At 63.5% G+C, this 20,150-nt stretch carries 19 protein-coding genes; 4 read left to right on the top strand and 15 right to left on the bottom strand.

Annotated elements, in window-relative coordinates:
* Positions 1 to 14: 14 nt before the first annotated feature.
* Both ACPWR9_RS13640 and ACPWR9_RS13635 read right to left on the bottom strand, forming a co-directional pair.
* Positions 15 to 1,475, bottom strand: coding sequence for an amidase (locus ACPWR9_RS13640; protein ID WP_426298411.1), 1,461 nt, complete (start codon positions 1,473 to 1,475; stop codon positions 15 to 17).
* 57 nt (positions 1,476 to 1,532) lie between these two features.
* Positions 1,533 to 2,825 carry an MFS transporter gene (locus ACPWR9_RS13635; RefSeq protein WP_426298409.1) on the bottom strand — a complete coding sequence of 431 codons (1,293 nt, stop codon included), beginning with the start codon at positions 2,823 to 2,825 and terminating at the stop codon, positions 1,533 to 1,535.
* Positions 2,826 to 2,933: 108 nt separating this feature from the next.
* Between ACPWR9_RS13635 and ACPWR9_RS13630 the strand changes: the two genes are divergently transcribed.
* Positions 2,934 to 3,911 (top strand): Lrp/AsnC family transcriptional regulator, encoded by a 978-nt coding sequence (locus ACPWR9_RS13630; protein ID WP_426298407.1) that lies wholly within the window; start codon positions 2,934 to 2,936, stop codon positions 3,909 to 3,911.
* A gap of 10 nt (positions 3,912 to 3,921) precedes the next feature.
* Here ACPWR9_RS13630 and ACPWR9_RS13625 read toward each other — a convergent pair whose 3' ends face one another.
* The 8 genes from ACPWR9_RS13625 to ACPWR9_RS13590 all read right to left on the bottom strand — a co-directional run bounded on the left by ACPWR9_RS13625 (position 3,922) and on the right by ACPWR9_RS13590 (position 10,024).
* Positions 3,922 to 4,869, bottom strand: coding sequence for an AEC family transporter (locus ACPWR9_RS13625; protein WP_426298405.1), 948 nt, complete (start codon positions 4,867 to 4,869; stop codon positions 3,922 to 3,924).
* Positions 4,870 to 4,871: 2 nt separating this feature from the next.
* The gene (locus ACPWR9_RS13620) at positions 4,872 to 5,606 is read right to left on the bottom strand and encodes a GntR family transcriptional regulator (RefSeq protein WP_426298403.1); all 735 of its coding nucleotides are present in this window, start codon (positions 5,604 to 5,606) and stop codon (positions 4,872 to 4,874) included.
* Positions 5,607 to 5,731: 125 nt separating this feature from the next.
* Entirely contained in the window at positions 5,732 to 6,025 is a 294-nt protein-coding gene (locus tag ACPWR9_RS13615) for a hypothetical protein (RefSeq protein WP_426298401.1), read from the bottom strand.
* A gap of 295 nt (positions 6,026 to 6,320) precedes the next feature.
* Positions 6,321 to 6,509 carry a hypothetical protein gene (locus ACPWR9_RS13610; protein WP_426298399.1) on the bottom strand — a complete coding sequence of 63 codons (189 nt, stop codon included), beginning with the start codon at positions 6,507 to 6,509 and terminating at the stop codon, positions 6,321 to 6,323.
* A 159-nt stretch (positions 6,510 to 6,668) separates the two neighbouring features.
* A complete protein-coding gene (locus tag ACPWR9_RS13605) occupies positions 6,669 to 6,875 on the bottom strand; it encodes a hypothetical protein (protein WP_426298398.1) in 207 nt (68 codons plus the stop codon).
* A gap of 436 nt (positions 6,876 to 7,311) precedes the next feature.
* A complete protein-coding gene (locus ACPWR9_RS13600; protein ID WP_426298396.1) occupies positions 7,312 to 7,488 on the bottom strand; it encodes a hypothetical protein in 177 nt (58 codons plus the stop codon).
* A gap of 2 nt (positions 7,489 to 7,490) precedes the next feature.
* Positions 7,491 to 9,095, bottom strand: a complete 1,605-nt coding sequence (locus tag ACPWR9_RS13595; RefSeq protein WP_426298394.1) for a glycoside hydrolase family 18 protein — start codon at positions 9,093 to 9,095, stop codon at positions 7,491 to 7,493.
* Positions 9,096 to 9,181: 86 nt separating this feature from the next.
* Entirely contained in the window at positions 9,182 to 10,024 is an 843-nt protein-coding gene (locus ACPWR9_RS13590; protein WP_426298392.1) for a winged helix-turn-helix domain-containing protein, read from the bottom strand.
* Positions 10,025 to 10,289: 265 nt separating this feature from the next.
* On the opposite strand from ACPWR9_RS13590, the gene fghA reads away from it, so the two are divergent.
* Positions 10,290 to 11,144, top strand: a complete 855-nt coding sequence (gene fghA / locus ACPWR9_RS13585; RefSeq protein WP_426298390.1) for an S-formylglutathione hydrolase — start codon at positions 10,290 to 10,292, stop codon at positions 11,142 to 11,144.
* A gap of 82 nt (positions 11,145 to 11,226) precedes the next feature.
* Here the strand turns inward: fghA and pdxY are convergent, their stop codons facing one another.
* Positions 11,227 to 12,084, bottom strand: a complete 858-nt coding sequence (gene pdxY / locus ACPWR9_RS13580; RefSeq protein ID WP_426298388.1) for a pyridoxal kinase PdxY — start codon at positions 12,082 to 12,084, stop codon at positions 11,227 to 11,229.
* A gap of 245 nt (positions 12,085 to 12,329) precedes the next feature.
* Between pdxY and ACPWR9_RS13575 the strand changes: the two genes are divergently transcribed.
* Positions 12,330 to 13,682, top strand: coding sequence for a hypothetical protein (locus tag ACPWR9_RS13575; protein ID WP_426332241.1), 1,353 nt, complete (start codon positions 12,330 to 12,332; stop codon positions 13,680 to 13,682).
* A gap of 74 nt (positions 13,683 to 13,756) precedes the next feature.
* Here the strand turns inward: ACPWR9_RS13575 and fusA are convergent, their stop codons facing one another.
* The 4 genes from fusA to ACPWR9_RS13555 form a co-directional block, all read right to left on the bottom strand.
* Positions 13,757 to 15,856, bottom strand: coding sequence for an elongation factor G (fusA, locus tag ACPWR9_RS13570; protein WP_426298384.1), 2,100 nt, complete (start codon positions 15,854 to 15,856; stop codon positions 13,757 to 13,759).
* A gap of 206 nt (positions 15,857 to 16,062) precedes the next feature.
* The gene (locus ACPWR9_RS13565; protein WP_426298382.1) at positions 16,063 to 17,712 is read right to left on the bottom strand and encodes a methyl-accepting chemotaxis protein; all 1,650 of its coding nucleotides are present in this window, start codon (positions 17,710 to 17,712) and stop codon (positions 16,063 to 16,065) included.
* Positions 17,713 to 18,008: 296 nt separating this feature from the next.
* Complete coding sequence (locus ACPWR9_RS13560; RefSeq protein ID WP_426298380.1) at positions 18,009 to 19,118, bottom strand: WD40/YVTN/BNR-like repeat-containing protein; 1,110 nt, start codon at positions 19,116 to 19,118, stop codon at positions 18,009 to 18,011.
* A gap of 64 nt (positions 19,119 to 19,182) precedes the next feature.
* On the bottom strand, positions 19,183 to 19,452 hold the full coding sequence (locus ACPWR9_RS13555) for a MoaD/ThiS family protein (protein ID WP_426298378.1): 270 nt from the start codon (positions 19,450 to 19,452) through the stop codon (positions 19,183 to 19,185).
* Between the two features lie 316 nt (positions 19,453 to 19,768).
* Between ACPWR9_RS13555 and ACPWR9_RS13550 the strand changes: the two genes are divergently transcribed.
* Positions 19,769 to 20,146 (top strand): hypothetical protein, encoded by a 378-nt coding sequence (locus ACPWR9_RS13550; protein ID WP_426298376.1) that lies wholly within the window; start codon positions 19,769 to 19,771, stop codon positions 20,144 to 20,146.
* Positions 20,147 to 20,150: the final 4 nt, after the last annotated feature.

Raw genomic sequence — 20,150 nt, 5'->3', positions numbered from 1 at the left:
CTTCCCTTTGCTCGTTACAAACCCCAGTGCCTCAGATCCGGCGTGACCGGCCCTGGGGCCTGTAGTGCTGGCGCGAGCGCGGCGGCGATGGCCAACAACTGACGATCCGCCAGCGGCGGTGCCATCAGTTGCACGCCGACGGGCATGCCGCTGTCGTCGAAGCCAGCGGGCAGCGCGATAGCGGGCGTACCCAGAAAGTTACCCGCGCGGCAGAAGCGGCCGATGCTGACGTGGGCACTGTCGGCCGGATCCAGTGGCAGGGCACCGTGGCCGGTCGCGGGTAACAGCAACGCACCTTCGAGACCGATAGCCTCGGTGAACGCAGCGGCCACTCCCGCACGTCGGGCAACGGCCTGTTCGTACTCGGCGCGAGAGATTTTGCCGCCAGCCAGGATACGTTGGCGTACCACGTCCCATAGCGGCTGCGTGGCGTCTGCTGCCAGATGGCCGTGCAACTGAAAACCTTCGTAGCCGAGGATCACCGAGTTCGCTTCGGAGAGCTCGCCGATATCCAGTTCCGCAGATGGCGTCCAGCGCCGCAGTGTCCACCCGGCGGCGGCCACGCGCGCGAGCGCATCGTCCCAGACGCGCTGTGCACCCGCCGATAGCGTAGCGGGGAAGGCGTGCGGATCAAGGACATGCAGCAACGGCTGCGTGTGCGGCGTGACGATAGGCAGTGCGTCGCGCAGGCCCGCGCTGATGGTGGGGGGAATCTGCTGTGTCAACGTATCGGCGGCATCGGCACCGGCCAGGAGGGCGGTGAGCGCATGCGCATCGGCGACGCTGCGCGTGATCGGTCCGAGCACGTCCAGCGTCGGTGCGAGCGGCACGACGCCCGCGCCGCTGATGACGCCGCTGGAGGGCTTGAAGCCAACCAGATGATTCAGCGCGGCGGGGGCGCGCACCGAGCCGCCCGTGTCGCCGCCGATGGCAATCGGTGCGAGTCCGGCCGCGACGGCGGTGCCGCAACCCGACGATGAGCCGCCCGGCGCGCGATGCTGTGTGGCGTCCCACGGGTTCCATGGGGTGCCGCGCGTGGGATTTTGTCCGGCCAGACCGAAGGCGAACTCGGTCATATGCGTCTTGCCCAGAACGACCATACCGGCGGCGCGCATGCGCTGCACGGCGGTGGCGGTGCTGTCGCTTGTGATGGCCAATCGGCTGAGTGAGCCGGCGGAGGCAGTGCTGCTAGCCACTTCGATACTGTCTTTGATCGCTACCGGCACGCCATGCAGTGCGCTGGCCGGACCTGCGCCACCGGGGCGCAGCGCGGCATCGGCAGCGTCGGCTTGCGTCAGCGCTTGCTCGATGAAAACTTCCGTGAAGGCGTTGAGTGCGTGAGCGCGGGCGATGCGATCGAGGAAGTGCTGGGTAACTTGACGCGAACTGATCTGTCCGCTGGCGATTTGACTGGCGATCGACAGCGCGCTTTGGAAATGAAGGGGAGCGGAGAATTCGCGCATAGCAATTGGCATGAAATCGGAGCCCGCCGCCCAGGCAACGCGGGCGGCGGGCGAAAAGCTGGCGTTACGTTACTTCAACGGGCGGCCATTGGTTTCCGGCATACGGATGAAGGTGAGCAGCGTGATGACGGCGCCTGCCAGCACGTAGTAGAAGAACCAGCGCTCTTGGCCGATGCTTTGCAGCCAGGTCAGCAGGTACGGCGTCGTACCGCCGAGCAGGGCCACCATGAAGTTGTACGGTGCGCCGATACCGACGGCGCGCACGCGGGTCGGGAACTGCTCAGACATGATGGCGGGCGCAATCGACGTATAAAGTGCGTACAACACCAGGCCGAACAACTCCACCGCCAGGATCGACGCGAACGTCGGCTGCATGCTGGTGATGACGGGGTAGAAGAACAGCAGGTAACCCGCAGCAAACACGATGAGCTGCGGTTTGCGGCCGATGCGGTCGGAGAGCATGCCGAGCAGCGGATGCAGCAGCATGAACACGATCATCGCGATGGTGTTGGCACCGAAGGCGATCTTGGAGTCGGCGTGCAACGCGCGGATCGCATAGGTCGGCACATAGGCGACAAACAGATAGAACGCGAACGTGGTCAGCACGGAGAAGCCGACGATGCGCAGCGTCTCGCGCGGGTACTCGCGCAGCAGCGTGCGCAGCGGCTGCTTGACGGGCTGTTGCTTGAGCTGCTCTGCCGAGGCTTCGGTCTCAGGAATCGAGGTGCGCAGCCACATACCAGCCACGCCACCCAGCGCGCCCAGCAGGAAGGGGATGCGCCAGCCGAACTCCTTCATCTGCTCGGTTGAGAGATAGGTGGTGAGTGCCCAGCCGATGGCCGAGGCGATGAGAATGCCGGCGGCCGAGCTGAAGAACGCGAAACTGGAGAAGAAGCCGCGGCGATGGTTGGGCGCCATCTCGGCCAGGAAGGTCGACGCCGAGGCGTACTCGCCGCCCAGCGACAGGCCTTGGATCAGTCGCGCGATCACCAACAGGACAGGTGCGGCCAGACCGATAGATTCGTAGGTGGGCGTGACGCCAATGATCAGCGAACCGCCAGCCATCATTAGAATGGTGGCGGCAAGCGCAGCCTTGCGACCGTAGCGGTCCGAGAAAATGCCTAGCGCCCAGCCGCCGATGGGGCGCATGAAGAAGCCAACGGCGAAAATGGCGAAGGTTGCCAGCAGCGAGGCCGTCTCGTCGGTCTTCGGGAAAAATTGCCCGGAAAAGAACACCGCGAAAGACGCGTAGATGGTCCAGTCGAACCATTCCACGGCGTTGCCGATGCTGCCAGCGGCGATTTTGCGTGCATTGGATGCCTCAGCCCGCGCCGGGGGAGCCATCGAGGTTGCTTGGGTCATGGAAGGAGCCCTTGTCTCTGATTGGTTGTTGAATTTTGTCTTGTTAATGCCAAAATACGTTGAATATCGACATTTGAGTTGAATGCTACATCGAATATGGACAATTGTGTGGAGTCTTTAGCAGAGGAAGGGAATGTCGAGATCGATGCCGTCGATCTGGCTTGTCTGGCGGCATTGCAGGTCAACCCTCGCGGGACGTGGCGCGATCTGAGTTCCGCGTGCGACGTACCGGAGCGCACGCTGTCACGCCGGTTGCAGCGGTTGATGGAAGGGGGGTATGCCAAGGTGATCGGCGAACTGGACCCCGTGGCGGCTGGCAGTGGCCCGGTGTTGCATGCTTGGTTGCAGGTGGAAAACGGCAAAGAGCAGCAGGTCGCTAGTCATTTGGCGGGTTTGCCGCAGACGCAGGTGGTACTGGCGACGACCGGGGCGTCGGGCTTGTTCGCCGAGATCAATACGCAGACGCAGGACCAGTTGTCGGATCTGGTGGTGCGGGTGCTGCCGCAGGTACCGGGGCTACGGCAGGTGGAGTCGCGCATCGTGCTGCGTTCGTTCCGGCGCGCGAGCCGTTGGCGCATTGACGGCTCGGTGCCTGCCGAGCCGGTGTCGCCGGGCGATGGCCGGTATGTGCTGGGTGCCGACGAGGCGCGACTGCTTGCGGTGCTGGCCTCCGACGGCCGGGCCAGCTTGGGCGTGCTGGCGGAAGCCTGCGGCGTGAGTGAGCCGAAGGTGCAGCGACTGATTACCGGTTTGGTGGAGCGCCACGTGCTGACCTTCCGCGTCGAGCTCGAGCCGTCGCTCGTCGGGTATGGCGTCGAGGCAATTTTGTCGGTGCAGACGCGTCCCGGCCAAGCCGACAGCATCGCGATGGCATTGGCGCAGGACAAGCACACGCGCTGCTTGTTCGGCACCAGTGGTCAGACGCAGCTGTTTTGGCACGTGCTGTGCCACGACATCCAAGACCTGTGGGCCGTATCGACCGAGCGCATCGGCGCGCTCGATGGCGTGCTGTCGTGCGATGTCAGCACGGTGGTGAAGGCTTACAAGCGCGCAGGGCGCTTGCGTCACGGGTTGCGGGTGGAATAAGGGGAGTCGGTCAGCGCACGCTGAACCAGCCGATCAACAGCGACACGGTGACGACAGACAGCACCGTCGAGATCAGGATGGCGCGCGAAGCCACGGCGGCTTCGCGCCCGTAGAGTTGCGCGAGCATGAAGGGGCCGGTGCCAATCGGCAGCGCCGAGAGCAACAACGCACTGTGCGCCCAGATCGCTGGCAGGTCGAAGACGCGAAATGCCAGAAACGCCGTGATCGCCGGTTGAAACACCAGCTTGAGTCCGACCAGACGCCCCACGGCACGCGCCACGCGCGGCTCACGGGCGCCGCCTGAGTTCTGCGCGAGAAACATGCCGATGGCGACCAGCGCGCATGGGCTTGCGGCGCCGCCGAGCAACGTCGTGAAATGCAGGACGGGGGCGGGTAGCGCGATGCCTGCGGCAGCAAACGCCATACCGACAAAGGGCGACACCACCAGCGGATTGCGGATCAACGCGCGGGCAACGAAGCCCGCTGTCCGACGCCAGGACGGCGTGGTCTGCAAGTCGGTTTCGATGATGGCAATCGAAATGGCGAACAGCACGGTGGCCGTCAACAACATGGCCACCACGACGGCAGGCACGCTCGCCGGACCGAACGCGACCAGGCACAACGGCAACCCCATGAATCCGGCGTTGGGATACGCCGCGCCCATGCCTTCGATACTCGCGTCGGTCAGGCGTCCGCGCACCGTCCGATCAAGTACGAACGACAGGGCAAACGTCGCGGCCATGCCACCGCCAAACGCGCCCAGAAAGCCCGGGTTCACCAGTTCCGCCCAAGTGATCTGCGCCATCGACTGAAACAGTACGGCAGGCAGCGCGAGATAGACGACAAAACGATTCAGCGCGTCGAGCGCCGACGCCCCGAGCCATGCCCGGCGGGCGCAGAGATAACCGACGAAGATCAGCCCGAAAACGGGCAGCGCTGCGGAGATAACGGCTTGCATGATCAGTGTTGCTCCGCGAGTCGGATCAACCACTCGCGCCGCGCGTTGCCGCCGTCGGCTTCCGTGTGTTCGCGGGCTGCCGCTTCGGCACCCGCAGCATCGCCCGCAGCAATGCGCGCGACGATTTCTCCATGCTCATGCCAGACGACTTCCTGCATCGGCATCGCCCCGAGCGTTGCCGCCATCGCGCGCATGATGTGCGGCCACTGCGGCGCGACCGTCTGCGCGATCAGCGGGTTACCCGACGCGTCGTGCAGCGCCGTATGAAACGCGACCTCGACCCGCACTTGCCGAGCGACCGGCGCGCCGTGCGTGAGGCTCAAACCGGTGTCGACGGCGTCGCGCAGCCGTTGCAATTCGTGCGCGCCGAGCGTGCCGTCGGCCATGCGAGTGGCGGCCAATCGTGCTGCCAGACCGTCGAGCGCCGTTCGCACCTGATACAGCTGGCGCAGATGCGTGGCGTCGATAGGCGCCACTTCCAACCCTTGTCGTCCGCTGTCACAGACCAGACCGTCGCGCTTGAGCAGTTGCAGCGCGTGACTCACCGGCTGACGCGACACCCCCAGCGAGTCCGCCAATTCCGCCTGCCGGATACGTTCACCGGGCGGCAGCGTGAGATCGGCAATCGCATCGCGCAGGCGCGAGTAGACCTGATCGATTAGCACGGGGCTGCTGGCCAGCGGGGCGAGCGGGCCGTGCGCGTCGGTGAGCGACGCGGCGGATGGGGCGTTCGACATGAGGGAATCCGGTGCCGACGGGGAAGTCGACGCTCTCGTGATATCTGGAATTCCGAATTCTACGCCGTTGGGCGAACGCTGGGTGACGATTTATCGCGCTGATGGGCGACGACGGGGCGCGACAGTTACTCGCTGGGGTCCAATTCGGGCGGGGCGATGGGGGTGACGTGAGCGGGCGTTTGCAGCAGCGCCTGCATGGTCGTACGGGTGCGTTGCAAGCGGCGGGCGAGTGCCCAGGCATCGGCTTCGCGCTCGAACAGGCCGACGATCAGGTGGGCTTCGCCCGCGAACCCGTCGGAAAACAGGCCGATATTCTTGGCGATCATCTCGCTCGCGCGCTCGACCGAAACGGTGTACTGACGCGGTGAGCGGTACTGATTGACGACGACGGCAAAGGCGTGGGAGAACGCGTCGGACATGCGAAAGCCTCCTCTTTCAAAGCGCGCACTGTATGTGACGCTTCCGGTGATTGTAGGCGATGCGTGTGGGTTTTCGATGGCAAAAAAAAGCCGCCGAGCGGGTCGGCGGCGCAACAGAGAGGGGTGACAGCGCAACCGGAGTTGCCAAACACAGCGTAGTCGCCGGGAATGACAAAGCCATGACCGCGACGGTCACGCTTTCCGATGAGCTATCGAAAATCGTTAGCGACGAAACCACCCCCGGTAGCGACGACCGCTACCGGACTTGCCGAACTATGCGCTCAACTGCCGCGGGCTACACGAGTACTGGCAGCGCCTGTACGACAAGCATTCCGACGAGCGCCCCGACGACGGCACCGACCGCGCGCAGGCCATACCGTGTGGCCCGCGTCGTGACGGGGATGCCGCCGACGAGCAGGGCACCGGCGACCGCCATGGGCAGGAACAGCGTCAGGTCGTAAAGATTGAAGTGGAATGTGGGCATCGTTCTTGTCTCCTCGCCTGAAGGCCATTCCACTATAGGACGGCTGACAAGGATGCCCAAGTTTGGTGCGCCGCAGCATGTTGCTTCGGCGAGACCGCGCGCGCGTGACGCGCAGTGGTCGGTGGTGCTAGGCGCCGCGAAACGGCGCCAATCGCGCGCTCAGTCTTCCTGGCGCACCGCGTGCATCTTGCGGCGTGCGTTCCAGAGCGCCATGTCTTTGCGGGTGGGGGTGTGGTCGTTGACGTTGATACCGGCCGGTTGTGCGCGCACGGCGGAGATCGGTGTATCGCTCGCCTCGCTGCGTGCCTGCACCATCATCACGAGCGTAAATAGCGAGGCGGCAAGCGCCAGCAGGATCAGTTTCATAAGGCCCCCGGGTGAAACCTGTATTGCATCTGGTCGGTGTTATCGATCGCTCGGATCGTCTGTGGCGGGCGGCCGTGACGGGCATCCTGCCTGCGATCTTCTTGCGACCTCTGGTTCTGGCACTGCTGACAGCGAGACTGCTTCTGTTGCCACTGACGGTATCGACTGCGTTTCTGGCCGGGGCTCGGTGCACGTCCTGCGTTTTCGCGATGCGAGGCGCATCTTAGCGGCCGATTATGACAACATTCCCGGCGGATCAGAAAACGTTTCTTGCGATATCCCTGCACGTCGGCGTTATTGCCACGACGTGTCGCAATGCCGGGGCCCTGTAGCGTATAGCGACGCGCGCCGCCAAAAGTTTAGAAATCGTGACAAGTTTTTTGTTGTCACACCCCGGCGACACCCAAAGTGCCGGGTGCCACCGGGGTTTGCCTTCTTATGAAGCGCGGCGTTTCGCGCTCTCCGGCAGCGCCATGGCGGCCAGCGACGCCAGTGCCGCCCCCGCCTGAGCGATCTCATGCATCATGTCCGGCGACGTGCCGAGCGAGACCGCCAACCCCGTGAGCCCGGCCCAAGTCGACGGTTCCAACAGCCTTGCGATGAGAAATCCCATGGTCAGCTCCCTTCGGACGCATCGTCGAGCGTGGTCTTGCCGCTGACATAGAACGGCTGCATATCCACGTTCGCGACCATCGCCTTCTGCCCCAGCCCCTCGTGCGCGGCGTTGGCCAGCACCCCGTTGTCCTGATCGATGGTCCACGTGAACAGGCCGCCCAGCCCGTTGCGCTTCACGTAATCGCCTTTGGCCTTGACGGTGCGCGGCGTATCGAGCGAGAGAAACAGGTGACTGGCCGGGTGATAGAGGAAGTCGGCATCGGCCACCGTATCCGTGTACAACGCGAAGCCGTTTCGGGCGGCTCCACCTTCGAGATCGAGATAGTTGAACAGCATGTCGAAGTATTCCGTCGTGCCCGACTCGAACGTACCGGTGGTGATGTCGCTGCCCGGCGTGTAGGTGCCCGAGAGCGGCGCCACGCTGGCGATCTGGGCCTGACAGGCATTGCGGCTGTAACCGGCGTAGCCGATGTGCACCATCGACAGCGGCACGCCTGCCTGGCGCAGCCAGTTCACCGCCCGGTCGATGGAGAACGTACCGGGCGCGCTCGGGTCGGTGTCGTGCAGATTGGTGTGATGGGCGAGCGCCGGGGCCCACGGCGTGCCGAAAAAGTCGTAAGTCATCAAATTGATGCGCGTGACGCCGGCCGCGACGAGCCCCGGCAGATTGGCTTTCGCCATGTCGGCGACGTTCGCCGAGGCCGCGATCGAGATCTCCACGTCTTTACGGCCCGCGGCCAACAGCGCTTTCTTGAGGTCGCTGACGAGCGCGGCGTAGTTGGGGCCGTCGGTGTCGTCATAAGTGTTGCCGTCGTCGGCGGGCGCACCCGGGTATTCCCAATCGAGATTGATCTCGCCGAACATCGGAAAGCGCTTGAGCAAGTCGACCACGCTTGCGCAAAACGTCTTGCGACGTGCTGCGCTACCCGCCACACCGTGAAACGCTTGACTCATCGTCCAGCCGCCGATGGCGATGGCGAGTTTGAGCGCCGGATTTTTCGCGTGCAGCAGCCGCAGGCCACCCAACACACCTTGGGCGCGCGACTGCTGAAACATCGGCATGACGTCATTGCTCACCCAGCCGGTAAAGCCGCAGTTGCGATACGAGAGCACGTCGCCCCAACTGTCGACGAACGTGGCCTGATCGGTGTTGCGTTGAAAGTCGGTGGCCGCGCGCGCAATCGTCTGCGCCTTCTCCCCCTGATCGCCGACGATGCCAGCAAAGCCGATGATCAACCGGTCGTAGGCGAAGGGATCGAGCAGCATGAGATCGACACCACGCCCGGCCGCGTCGTTGCTGAAGTCGCCATCGAGCCGTCCGTCGTATTGCGACCAGTCGGTGTAGTAGCCAGACACTTGAAACGCGTTCTTGGCATAGCGGTTGTAGGCGGGCCGTGTGACACGCGCCGACGTGTACGACAGTTGGGTTGTGCTGGTGCCCGGGTCGAAGCCGTTTTGTGCGTACGTGGTTTCCGAGGCGCCGTTGAACGGGTCGCTCGGATAGACGAGTACGGAAGCGGCGGTGTCGGCGAGCGCGTTCGCGGGCGTGGTGGCAGGCGTGGTGCTAGTCAACGCGGCTGCGGTCTTGCGATTCGTATCGGTCATGCTGAGGCTCCTGAGAGTGAACGGAAATGGCCGTCGCCGGGCGGCGCTCGCCGCGTCGGCTTCGGCGTATTCAGACTCGGGCACGCTCAATATCGAGACCAGCGCAAACGCCGTGTCAGCCATGTCAGCGCGTGTTTGACGCGAGCGCACAGGTGTCGCCAGTGTCGATGGCAGCACCCCGTGCGAGACGATTCACCCGGGCCTTCGCATGGTTCGACCGATGGGGCCATCCCCGCGTCGACGGGCGCAAAGCGATACCCCATGCGCGGCACGGTCACGATGTGGCGATGCAGATCGAGCGGGATGAGCTTGCGGCGCAGACGCGAGACCACCTGCATGAGGTTGGTGTCGTCCTGATCGGGGCGTTCGGGCCAAAGGCGTGCGATCAACGTACGTTTGTCATGGGCCACATGCGGCGGCGAGAGCAGGGCGAGCAGTAACCGGTACTCGATCTGCGGAATGCGAACGACGATGCCGTTGCGGCACACTTCCCCATGACCTTCACGCGCCACGCTGTGCAGTGGCATAGCGTCGTGCGGCGACGGCGCGCTGGCGTCCGCTAAGTGAACACCCGCCGCCGCATCTCCGCGCGACAACCGGCTATCTACGGCGGGGGCAGTTGACGCTTCGTGTGCAGGCGGATCGAATCGATACCCGATACGCGCCACGGTGACGATGGCGCGTTGCAAGCCGAGCGGGGCGAGCGAGCGGCGCAAGCGCGACACCAGTTGCACGATGGCGGCGTCTTCCATCCATTGCGCCCGGCGTCCCCATAGCGCCTCCATCAGCACACGTTTGTCGAGCGCAGTCCCTGCATGGGCGGCGAGGAGCACGAGCAGGCGCTTTTCCTGCTCGGACAGCCGGGCAGCAACGCCATGACGCTGCACGAGATTGGTGACTTCGTCGAGATCGAACGATGACATCGGCATGAGGCGCTCCTGGTGACGAGAAAGGGAGGCTCACCGTAGCGACGCGCGATCGCCTGTCACAAGGCAAAAGGCCGCAACAAGCCGTATCAAGCGGCGGCACGCGAGACGCACGCGCGATACAAGCGCGGCATAGGTGCGCGGGCCACGTGTCTTGCGTGCCTTGGTCATGTCGCGTGTCGACGTGCATCGTCATGTGTCACTGCCGCGCGGTAAGATACTCGTCACTCGCCAAGCGGCGACGCTTCATCGACTCCCGGAACTCGTCATGCTCGAACTCATTGCCGAACACCGTTGCTTCGGCGGCGCCCAGCGCTTTTACCGCCATGCCTCCACTGCCATCGGGCTGCCGATGCGCTTCTCGGTATTTCTGCCGCCGCAAGCCCGCGACGGCCGTGCCGTGCCGGCGCTGTTTTATCTCGCGGGGCTCACGTGTACGGAAGAGACGTTCATGATCAAGGGCGGCGCGCAGTGGCTTGCCGCCGAACATGGCGTGGCGCTGATTACGCCTGACACGAGTCCGCGTGGCGCGGGCGTGCCGAGTGAGACGGATGCGTGGGACTTCGGTGTCGGGGCCGGTTTTTATCTCGATGCGACGCAGGCGCCGTGGTCGACGCACTACCGCATGTACAGCTATATCGTCGACGAGTTGTATGACGTGGTGACCCAGACGCTACCGATCGATGCCAGCCGCGTGGGCATCTTCGGGCATTCGATGGGCGGTCACGGCGCGTTGACGATCGCGTTGCGTAACCCCGACAAATTCCACTCGGTGTCGGCGTTTGCGCCCATTGCCGCCCCGATGCATTGCCCGTGGGGCGAGAAGGCGTTCACGGGGTATCTGGGCAGCGACCGTGAAGCATGGCGTCAGTACGACGCCAGCGAATTGGTGGCGAAGGCAGGCAAAGCGGTGTTCCCGGGCGGCATTCTGATCGATCAAGGGTTGAACGACCAATTCCTCGAAGCGCAACTGCATCCGGATATCTTCGAGCGCGCCTGCCGCGAGGCAGGGCAGCCGCTGAACCTGCGCCGCCACAACGGATACGACCACGGCTACTACTTCATCCAGACTTTCATGGCGGACCACCTGACGCACCACGCGGAGCATTTGCGCGCATATTGATGGGCGTCGAGCCGGCCTGACAAGCGCAACGTCAGTACGCCGTATGCACGGAGCCGCGACGCCTACCACGCGTCGCGGAAACTTACACCGCTCGCGCTTCGTAGTGACGTGGCGGGTTCACGATCTCGTCTTGCGCCCGCACGATTTCCAGCTCGTAGCGGCCAGCGAGATGCGTGACCGAGAGCACCGCATCGACTGCGGCGAGCGTGTGTTCGAACGCCGCACGCACCGTATCGCCCTTGAGCAAACGTGCGAGGAAGATGCCCGAGGTCAGATCACCCACGCCCACGGGATAGCGAGAGAACGGGTAGAGCGGCCGCGAGCCGAGCCATGCTTCATCGGCCGTGACGACCAGCATGTCGAACCGGTCCGCAGGCTTGCCAACGTATTCCAGGTGCTTGACCAGCACCATCTTCGGCCCGCGTGCGAGTAGCGCGCGGCACGCGGCCACGGCGTCGTCGAGGGTATCGATTGGATGCTGTGAGAGCTTCTCCAATTCGAGATGATTCGGCGCCATGATGTCGGCGACTTCCGGCATGTGCTCGACCAGAAACTGTTCGATGCCCGGCTTCACCTGACATCCTTTCTCCGGATGCCCCATGACGGGGTCGCACAAATAGATCGCCGCCGGATTGGCTTGTTTGACACGGCGTACCGCCTCCAGCACGAAGCCTGCCTGCTCAGGCGCGCCGAGATAGCCCGAGAGCACGGCATCGCAATTGGCCAACTCGCCGATATCGGCAATTCCATCGACCAGCCGCAGAATTTCCTCGCTCGGCAGCGCTTGCCCTGTCCACTTGCCGTACTGCGTGTGATTCGAAAACTGCACCGTGTTGATCGGCCAGACATTCACGCCGAGGCGTCGCATCGGAAATTCGGCGGCGCTGTTGCCTGCATGGCCGAAGACGACATGCGACTGGATGCTGAGGATATTTTTCATGGTGACGAAGCGGGTAGGCGTGACCTGAAGTCACGCAAAGCGCGTGACGTAATAGGTAACAAGCAGTCAGCGTAGCACCGCGCATCGTCGGGGCGCAATGCTGAGGGCGGTGGGCGGCCTGCAAAAGCCGGCGAGCGACAACGGACTAGGCTTGTCGTCCCGATTACGCTTGCGCATTCACCGTCATGCTGCCCTCTACCTCGAACGTCCGCTCGTCAGCCACTTCCTCCGCGACTCAGTCGGCTATGCCTCTCACGCCATCATCGGTGGCTAGCTCGTTGGCCGAAGATTTCGACGACATGGTCAACGTCGCATCGACCTCAAATGATGGATGGACAAGCGATGTGCCGGATACCCCGCAATCCCCAGAGACACTCACGCGCATGGCCATGGAGCAACGTCTCGCGGATGAACGCGAGGCGACCAAGGCGGTGGCGGAGCCGGATGCCTTCGTTTTCACGATTGATTTCGAAGGCGACGAAGTGCCGGTGCGCCTCGACCTGACTTACAACGTCTGGTACGGCATGCTGCGAAATGGCACCCGGCAGTATTTCCGGAGCAACGAGAACAAAGAGGTTTGGTTCAAGCGCGCTCCCCCGACACCGGCCACCGACCCGGTATTAAGCGCTGCCCAGCAGCAATGCCGACTGAAAGACCTGGGGTATCGTTTCGCGGCATACGCCCCGCCTGTGCCCCCCGCAAACGTACGCACGTCGTTGCCGCGCGTGGCCCATGCCGTGTGGCTTGGCGGCAAGCTATCGACGGGAATTTTTGGCAATCTTGCGTGGTGGGGGCGTCGGTTCGAGAAGGCAACTCCCGCCTACGCCGTACAGATTCACGTGCTGAAAACGCGGAAGCAAGCCCCGTCGCTACATGAGCAACTCGACCACCTGCCGAACGTCACGGCTAAGGTACTTGCCGACGAGCCATTTTTCCGCACCTACGCAGCCTCGCCGTCGTTCGCCATGTTTCGCGATCTGTCTGCGGCGAAGTACTGGAGCGCTCCGCATGACGCGATCCGATATCGCCTACTGCATTCGCTGGGTGGCATTCTTTTTGATCCGCGCGACAAACTCAGATTCGGTCCCCCCACGCTGCCCGACGCACTTGCGTTGGCCGACGTCGCGGTGAGTGGGTTTATCGTGCCGCCACTGGAGCATCAGTACAGCCCCTTGCATGTCGGCATCATGGCGTCGCTGCCAGGCAATCCGGTGATGGCGGAGATCAACGACACCATGTGGCGAAAGTGGAAGCACATGACCGACGTCGATGCGCATCCGCGTTATCGGGAGTGGCTGGAGGCGCCGACGCAGGCGCCGGAGGTGTGGCTTACGCGTGCGCTGAGCGAGCTATGCGGTCCGCACCTGGTCACCAATGTGCTGTACGACTGGGTGCCGGGTATTCGCACGATGGTCGATCTGATGAAGGCACATGAGGATGGCATCGATATGGGGGTCGAAGCGCGGCCCAAATACGCACCGTTGATGGCCTATTACTTTGCGTTCGACAAGCAGCTGGCGGCCGTGGATTCGGCGAACGATCGGCGCGACGCTATCGCCGATCTGGCAATCGGAGTACTGGCACGCTCGGCAAAATGAAAAACGCCCGCCGCCGGATGTCGTGACGTTGCACGATCCGGCGGCGGGCGTTAGCAGCTGCTCGCTTGCGCCGCTTATTTCTTGGCCGAAATAATGGCTTCGGCCACGTTTCTCGGCGCTTCGGCGTATTGCTTGAACTCCATTGTGTACGTCGCACGGCCTTGCGTGAGCGAGCGCAGCGACGTCGAGTAACCGAACATCTCCGAGAGCGGCACTTCGGCACGCACCAGCTTGCCGCCGCCACCGGCGATATCGTCCATGCCTTGCAACATGCCGCGACGGCTCGACAAATCGCCCATCACGTTGCCCATGAACTCTTCGGGCGTCTCGACTTCCACGGCCATCATCGGTTCGAGCAGCACTGGCCCGGCACGTCGCATCGCTTCCTTGAAGGCCATCGATCCGGCCATGCGGAACGCGTTTTCGTTGGAGTCCACGTCGTGGTACGAGCCGAACGTGAGCGTGACCTTCACGTTGACGACCGGATACCCGGCGATCACCCCGTTGGTAAGCGTCTCGCGAATGCCCTTGTCCACGGCCGGGATGTACTCGCGCGGCACCACACCGCCCTTGATGGCGTCGACGAATTCGTACAGCTTTTCCTTGTCCGGTTCGAGCGTGATGACCACGTCGCCGTACTGGCCGCGACCGCCCGACTGCTTGACGAACTTGCCCTGCACATCTTCGACTTTGTTGCGAACCGTTTCGCGATACGCCACCTGCGGCTTACCGACGGTGGCTTCCACGCCGAACTCGCGGCGCATCCGGTCGACGAGAATTTCGAGGTGCAGCTCGCCCATGCCCGAGATGATCGTCTGCCCCGATTCTTCATCGGTCTGCACGCGGAACGACGGATCTTCCTGCGCGAGACGATTGAGCGCGAGGCCCATCTTTTCCTGATCGACCTTCGTCTTCGGCTCGACCGCCTGCGAAATCACTGGCTCGGGGAATTCCATCTTCTCGAGGATGATGATGGCGTCCGGGTCGCACAATGTGTCGCCGGTGGTCGCTTCCTTCAAGCCGACGGCGGCGGCGATATCGCCCGCGCGCACTTCCTTGAGCTCGATACGCTGGTTGGCGTGCATTTGAAGAATGCGCCCCATGCGTTCCTTCTTGCTCTTGGTCGGGTTGTAGACGGTCGCGCCCGACTCGATCACGCCCGAATACACGCGGAAGAAGATCAATTGGCCCACGAACGGGTCGGTCATGATCTTGAACGCGAGTGCCGAGAACTTTTCGTCGTCGGCCGGGTGGCGCTCGATCACCTTGTCGTCTTCGTCGTGACCGGCAATAGCGGGCACATCGACCGGCGAGGGCAGGTAGTCGATCACGGCGTCGAGCATGGCTTGCACGCCCTTGTTCTTGAAGGCGGTGCCGCACAGCATCGGGACGATTTCGCCCGCGACCGTGCGCTTGCGCAGGCCGGCTTTGATTTCGTCTTCGGTGAGCGTGTCGCCGCCGAGGTATTTCTCAAGCAGCGCTTCGTCGGCTTCGGCGGCGGCTTCGACCATCTTGTCGTGCCATTCCTGCGCGCTCTCTTTCAAATTCGCCGGAATGTCGATGTAGTCGAACTTCACGCCCTTGGACGCTTCGTCCCAGACGATGCCTTTCATCTTCACGAGATCGACCACACCCTGAAAGCCGTCTTCCGCACCGATCGGAATCTGGATCGGCACGGCGTTGCCGCGCAGGCGTTCGTGAATCTGTTTGTAGACGCGGAAGAAGTCGGCGCCGATGCGGTCCATTTTGTTGACGAACGCGATGCGCGGCACTTTGTACTTGTTGGCCTGACGCCAGACCGTTTCCGATTGCGGCTGCACGCCGCCGACGGAGTCGTAGACCATGCAGGCGCCATCGAGCACGCGCATGGAACGCTCGACTTCAATGGTGAAGTCGACGTGTCCGGGGGTGTCGATGATATTGATGCGGTGACGCGGATAGTTACCGGCCATGCCGGTCCAGAAGCAGGTCGTCGCGGCCGACGTGATCGTGATGCCGCGTTCCTGTTCCTGCTCCATCCAGTCCATCGTGGCAGCGCCTTCGTGAACTTCGCCGAGCTTGTGATTGACGCCCGTGTAGAACAGGATCCGCTCGGTCGTCGTCGTCTTGCCAGCGTCGATGTGAGCGCTAATGCCAATGTTGCGATAGCGCTCGATGGGGGTTTCTCGGGCCACAATGCACCTCTTTTGCCAGACGGTGGGAAAAGCATAGCAGCAGCCATCATACTCCAATGTTGCGTTGCCGCGCAGGCAGTGACATTGCCCCGAAGACGAGCAGCCACGGGGCTTTGCGGCAGCCTGCCCGCCGTCGACGTCACCCGTTCGACGGGGGCAGCGGATCGCCCGATATCAGGTGCGGCGAGTCAGTCGCGCGGACTCGGTCAGGCGATATGACGCTCACGTGAGAACGCGAGCACGGCACCGCGCGGCGCATTGGCGGCGGGTGCCAGTGCGTCGTCGTCGTGCAACGTGCTCATCGTGTGTCCGTCTGGCAACTGAAACACGGCGACGGCTTCGCGCAGGTGACGTGCCTGATCTTCCAGCGAACCTGCGGCTGCGGTGGCTTGTTCAACGAGCGCGGCATTTTGCTGCGTGACCTGATCCATTTGCATCACGGCAGTATTCACCTGCTCGATGCCACCCGATTGCTCTGCCGAGGCCGCCGAAATTTCTCCCATGATGTCGGTCACGCGTTGCACGGCCTGCACGATGTCGGTCATGGTGCGGCCCGCATCGCGCACTTGTGACGAGCCGTCTTCGACCTTGCCGACCGACGTCTCGATCAGCCCCTTGATTTCCTTGGCAGCGGCGGCGCTGCGTTGGGCAAGGGTGCGCACTTCACCGGCGACGACGGCGAAGCCGCGGCCTTGTTCGCCGGCGCGTGCCGCTTCCACCGCAGCGTTGAGCGCGAGGATGTTCGTCTGAAATGCGATGCCGTCGATCACACCGATGATGTCGTTAATCTTCGACGAGCTGGCCGCGATTTCCTGCATCGACGACACGGCACGCTCCACCACGCGGCCGCCTTCGCCAGCGATCTCCGATGCGTTCGCTGCCAATTGGCTGGCTTGGCGTGCGTTGTCCGCGTTTTGTTTGACGGTCGCGGTCAACTGCTCCATCGACGACGCGGTTTCTTCGAGCGAGGCGGCTTGCTCTTCGGTGCGCGCCGACAGATCGGTATTGCCCGCCAGCAATTCACCGGAAGCCGAAGCAATCGCTGCCGTGCCGGTGCGCACGCGCCGCACGATCTGATCAAGACTTTCATTCATGTGTTTGAGGGCGGCCATCAGTTGGCCGGTCTCGTCGCGGCTCGTGACATCGATGCGGCTCGTGAGGTCGCCTTGTGCCACGCGCTCGGCAATTTGCACGGCGCGCGCGATCGGACGCGTGACGCTGCGGGTGACCGACCACGCGGCCCCGATCCCTACGACGGCGGCCACGGCGCCGATCGCCGCAAGTAGCCACTTCGCGAAGACGATATCGGCGCTAGTCGCGGCGCCGGTCTCGTCGACGATCTTCTGCTGGAGTTTCACGAGGTCGACCGCTTCGGCCTGCATCGCGTCGAGCGCGGGCAATGCCTCGCGTTCGACGGTGCCGAGTGCGGCTTCTCGCTGGTCGGCGCTCAACTGGGCGATCACCGAAGCGCGGGCCTTCTGAAATGCCTCGTTGTGCTGGCGAATGCTGACAAGCAGTTTCTTGCCGTCTTCGCTCGTGACGTACTTGTCGAGTACCTGCAAGGCGTCTGCCGTACGCGCGAGGTTCACGTCGATGCGCTCGTTGTAGGTCTTGCGTTGCGCAGCGTCGGGTGTGGCGATGACTTCGAGCATACGGCGTCCGTTGCCGCGCACCATGGCGTCGATGGTGTGGGCGGCGTCGGCCTTGGACCAGGCGCTGGTCAGCAGCATTTCGTTGGCGCGTTCAATGGCCACGAAACGCACTAGCGCGATGACCAGCATGGCGAGCAACAGCACCAGTAGGGTGCCGAAGCCGATAGCCAGTCGGGTCCGGATTTTCAGGTCGGCGATTCGCATAGGGAGTGACTCCGTTCTAGGGATGTGGAGCCGGAACGACACGGGTGACGTGACGTTTCCGACGTTGCGAGGAGTGGTCGCCGGGCTGCCGCAGCACGCGTCGATACAAGGGATAAGGCACGACGCGGCATTGGCTCACGCGCCGGGAACGACACGTGTGACATGTCCGGCGACGCGTGACGGGGGGATTCAAGGGAAGCCAGTCCGTCTACCTTCGTATACGACGTGAAATACGACTCTCTGAAGGTGTCTGACAAACGAACGGGGTAAACGCCGACATGAATTTGGCTAAAAACTTACCCAAATCGGACGGCGTAGATCGGAGGTAGGTGAGTGCTTAATACGCGCCAGTGATCGCCGGCGTCCTCGCTGATCCAAAGCGCCCCTGTGGTCGAGCCCATCGCGAGCGTGCGTCCGGAGGCATCGACATCGAGGCCGTGTCGGTAGATCAAGTCGTAAGACGGTGTCTCGGGCAGACCGTGAGCAAGGGATGTGAAGGTCTCGCCGCCATCACGCGTGCGCGTGACGACGAGGCAGGCGTCGACGGGGATGCGGCAGGCGTCGCGTTGCGCTGGCACGAACCACGCGGTGTCAGGGTCATGCGGATCGACTGCGGCGGCGAAACCGAAACTCGAGGGCAGGGCATGAATGCGGCGCCATTGCGTGCCGAAGTCGAGGCTGCGAAAGATGCCGTTGTGATGTTGCGCCCATAAGGCGTTGGGGGCGGCGCGGCACTGTACGAGACGGTGTACGTCCTGTGCGTTCGGATCGAGTCGGCGTTCCGGCGGCATGTAATCGGCTTCCATGCCGGTGGCTGCCAGCGACCACGTGGCGCCGTCGTCGCGGGTGCGCCAGACGCCGCCGGTCGAGATCGCGACGATAACGTGGCGGCTGTCGTGCGGATCGATGCAAATGGAGTGCAGGCCGGGGTGATCGTAGCCGCCACCCATCCATTCGGCGCGCTCGGGGCGATCCCACAGGCTTTGCACCAGGTGCCAGTGCTCGCCGCGATCGGGAGACCGGAAGAGGCCGCCCGGAATCGTTCCGGCCCAAAGCACGCCGGGCGCGTCGGGGCCAGCGGCTTCTAACGTCCAGAGGAGTTCGACGCTGGGGGCTTGATGGTTGGGGACGGTGTCTGCGCCGTTCGCTTTCGGGAAGGCGGGCGGTGCCAGTTCCGACCACTCGCTGGCGTCGGCCGCCTTGCGCCAGAGCTTGACGCCGAAGTGGCCGAGATTGAGCGCAGCGTAGTCGGTGCCGTCGCGTGCGTCGTGCAGCACCATGGTCACCGGCTCGCCGGGAAACGCTGGCGTATTCGATGCCAACTGCCAGCCAGTTGCCTCGCGGTGCCACGTAAATAATCCCTTGCGGGTGGCGACCCGCAGCACGGGTCGGGTGTCGTTGTTCACGATGTTCCTCCTCGACCGTGCGCAGTTCGTTCATCGGCGCATCGGCCTGTTCGCCTGCCTTCGTTCATCCACCGGAAAGGGCTTGCGCGACGTACACGCGGCTTTGCGCGCCGAGAGCGTCGCTCAGGTGATGGCGGTCCTTGATGAGATGGCCGTCGACAAAGACGGCGACGTGTGCGCGCAGTCGGCCCTGATCGTTGAAGAGGTAGCCGCGCAATTCGGGGGCACGTGCCATGCACGCAGCGAGTACGGTCTGCACGCTCGCGCCGTCGACGCGTTGGTCGTCGACGGGAACATGACGTTGGATGGCGGGGGCGAACGTGACGGTTGCCATGTCTCAGTGTAGACAACGCAGCGTCGATTCGAAGTGTGTATTGCGGTGCTGTTGCGCGAAGGCTGCGTTGTAAATACAGGGGAATAGCGCTGTTGACCGTCGTGCCGGTGCCCCCTTTGCGCATCCTTTGGTTAACGACCCGTGAGTTTCAGTGCGCGTGAAGCGTGGCCCCGGGGCGCGGCATCGCATATCGGACACTCCCCAACCCCATTCACCGCATTATTGTTCACCATTATCGGAGTGCCCGCGAGCGCAGTGCCGCAGGCAAAAAACGGGGGTAAAAATCATGGCAAAGAGCAGAGCAAAGGATATTGGGATGGGTCGTTGGTCGGATGCGGCGGTGCGTCGGCAATTGCGTTTGCACCGGGCGGGGCAGCCGTCGCAGACGGAGGATTCGACGGTCAAGCGCCCGCCGGCGGTGGCGAAATGCGAGGGGCATTTTGTCTGGATCGCGCGGCAGGCGGCGTTCATTGGCCGGCAGGATGGACGCTTGCCCGGTGGCGGGCGGCACTATGCGACGTGCACCTCACAGGCCAAACGCTTCGACAGCGTGGAGGAGGCGCGCGCGGTCACGGCGACACTCGCGGGCGATGCCCTGGTGATGTACGGCTGCGCCGACAACGGGGCGTTGTTCATTGTGGGGAGTGGAGGGCGCTGGAACACGAGAGCGCCCGGCGAGGTGTTTGCGAGCTGACATG

Source organism: Pandoraea pneumonica (genome assembly GCF_049918595.1).
In the GTDB taxonomy this organism is placed as follows: Bacteria; Pseudomonadota; Gammaproteobacteria; order Burkholderiales; family Burkholderiaceae; genus Pandoraea; species Pandoraea pneumonica_A.
Note: the sequence above shows the minus strand (reverse complement) of the source record. Positions and strands in the feature narration are given on the sequence as shown.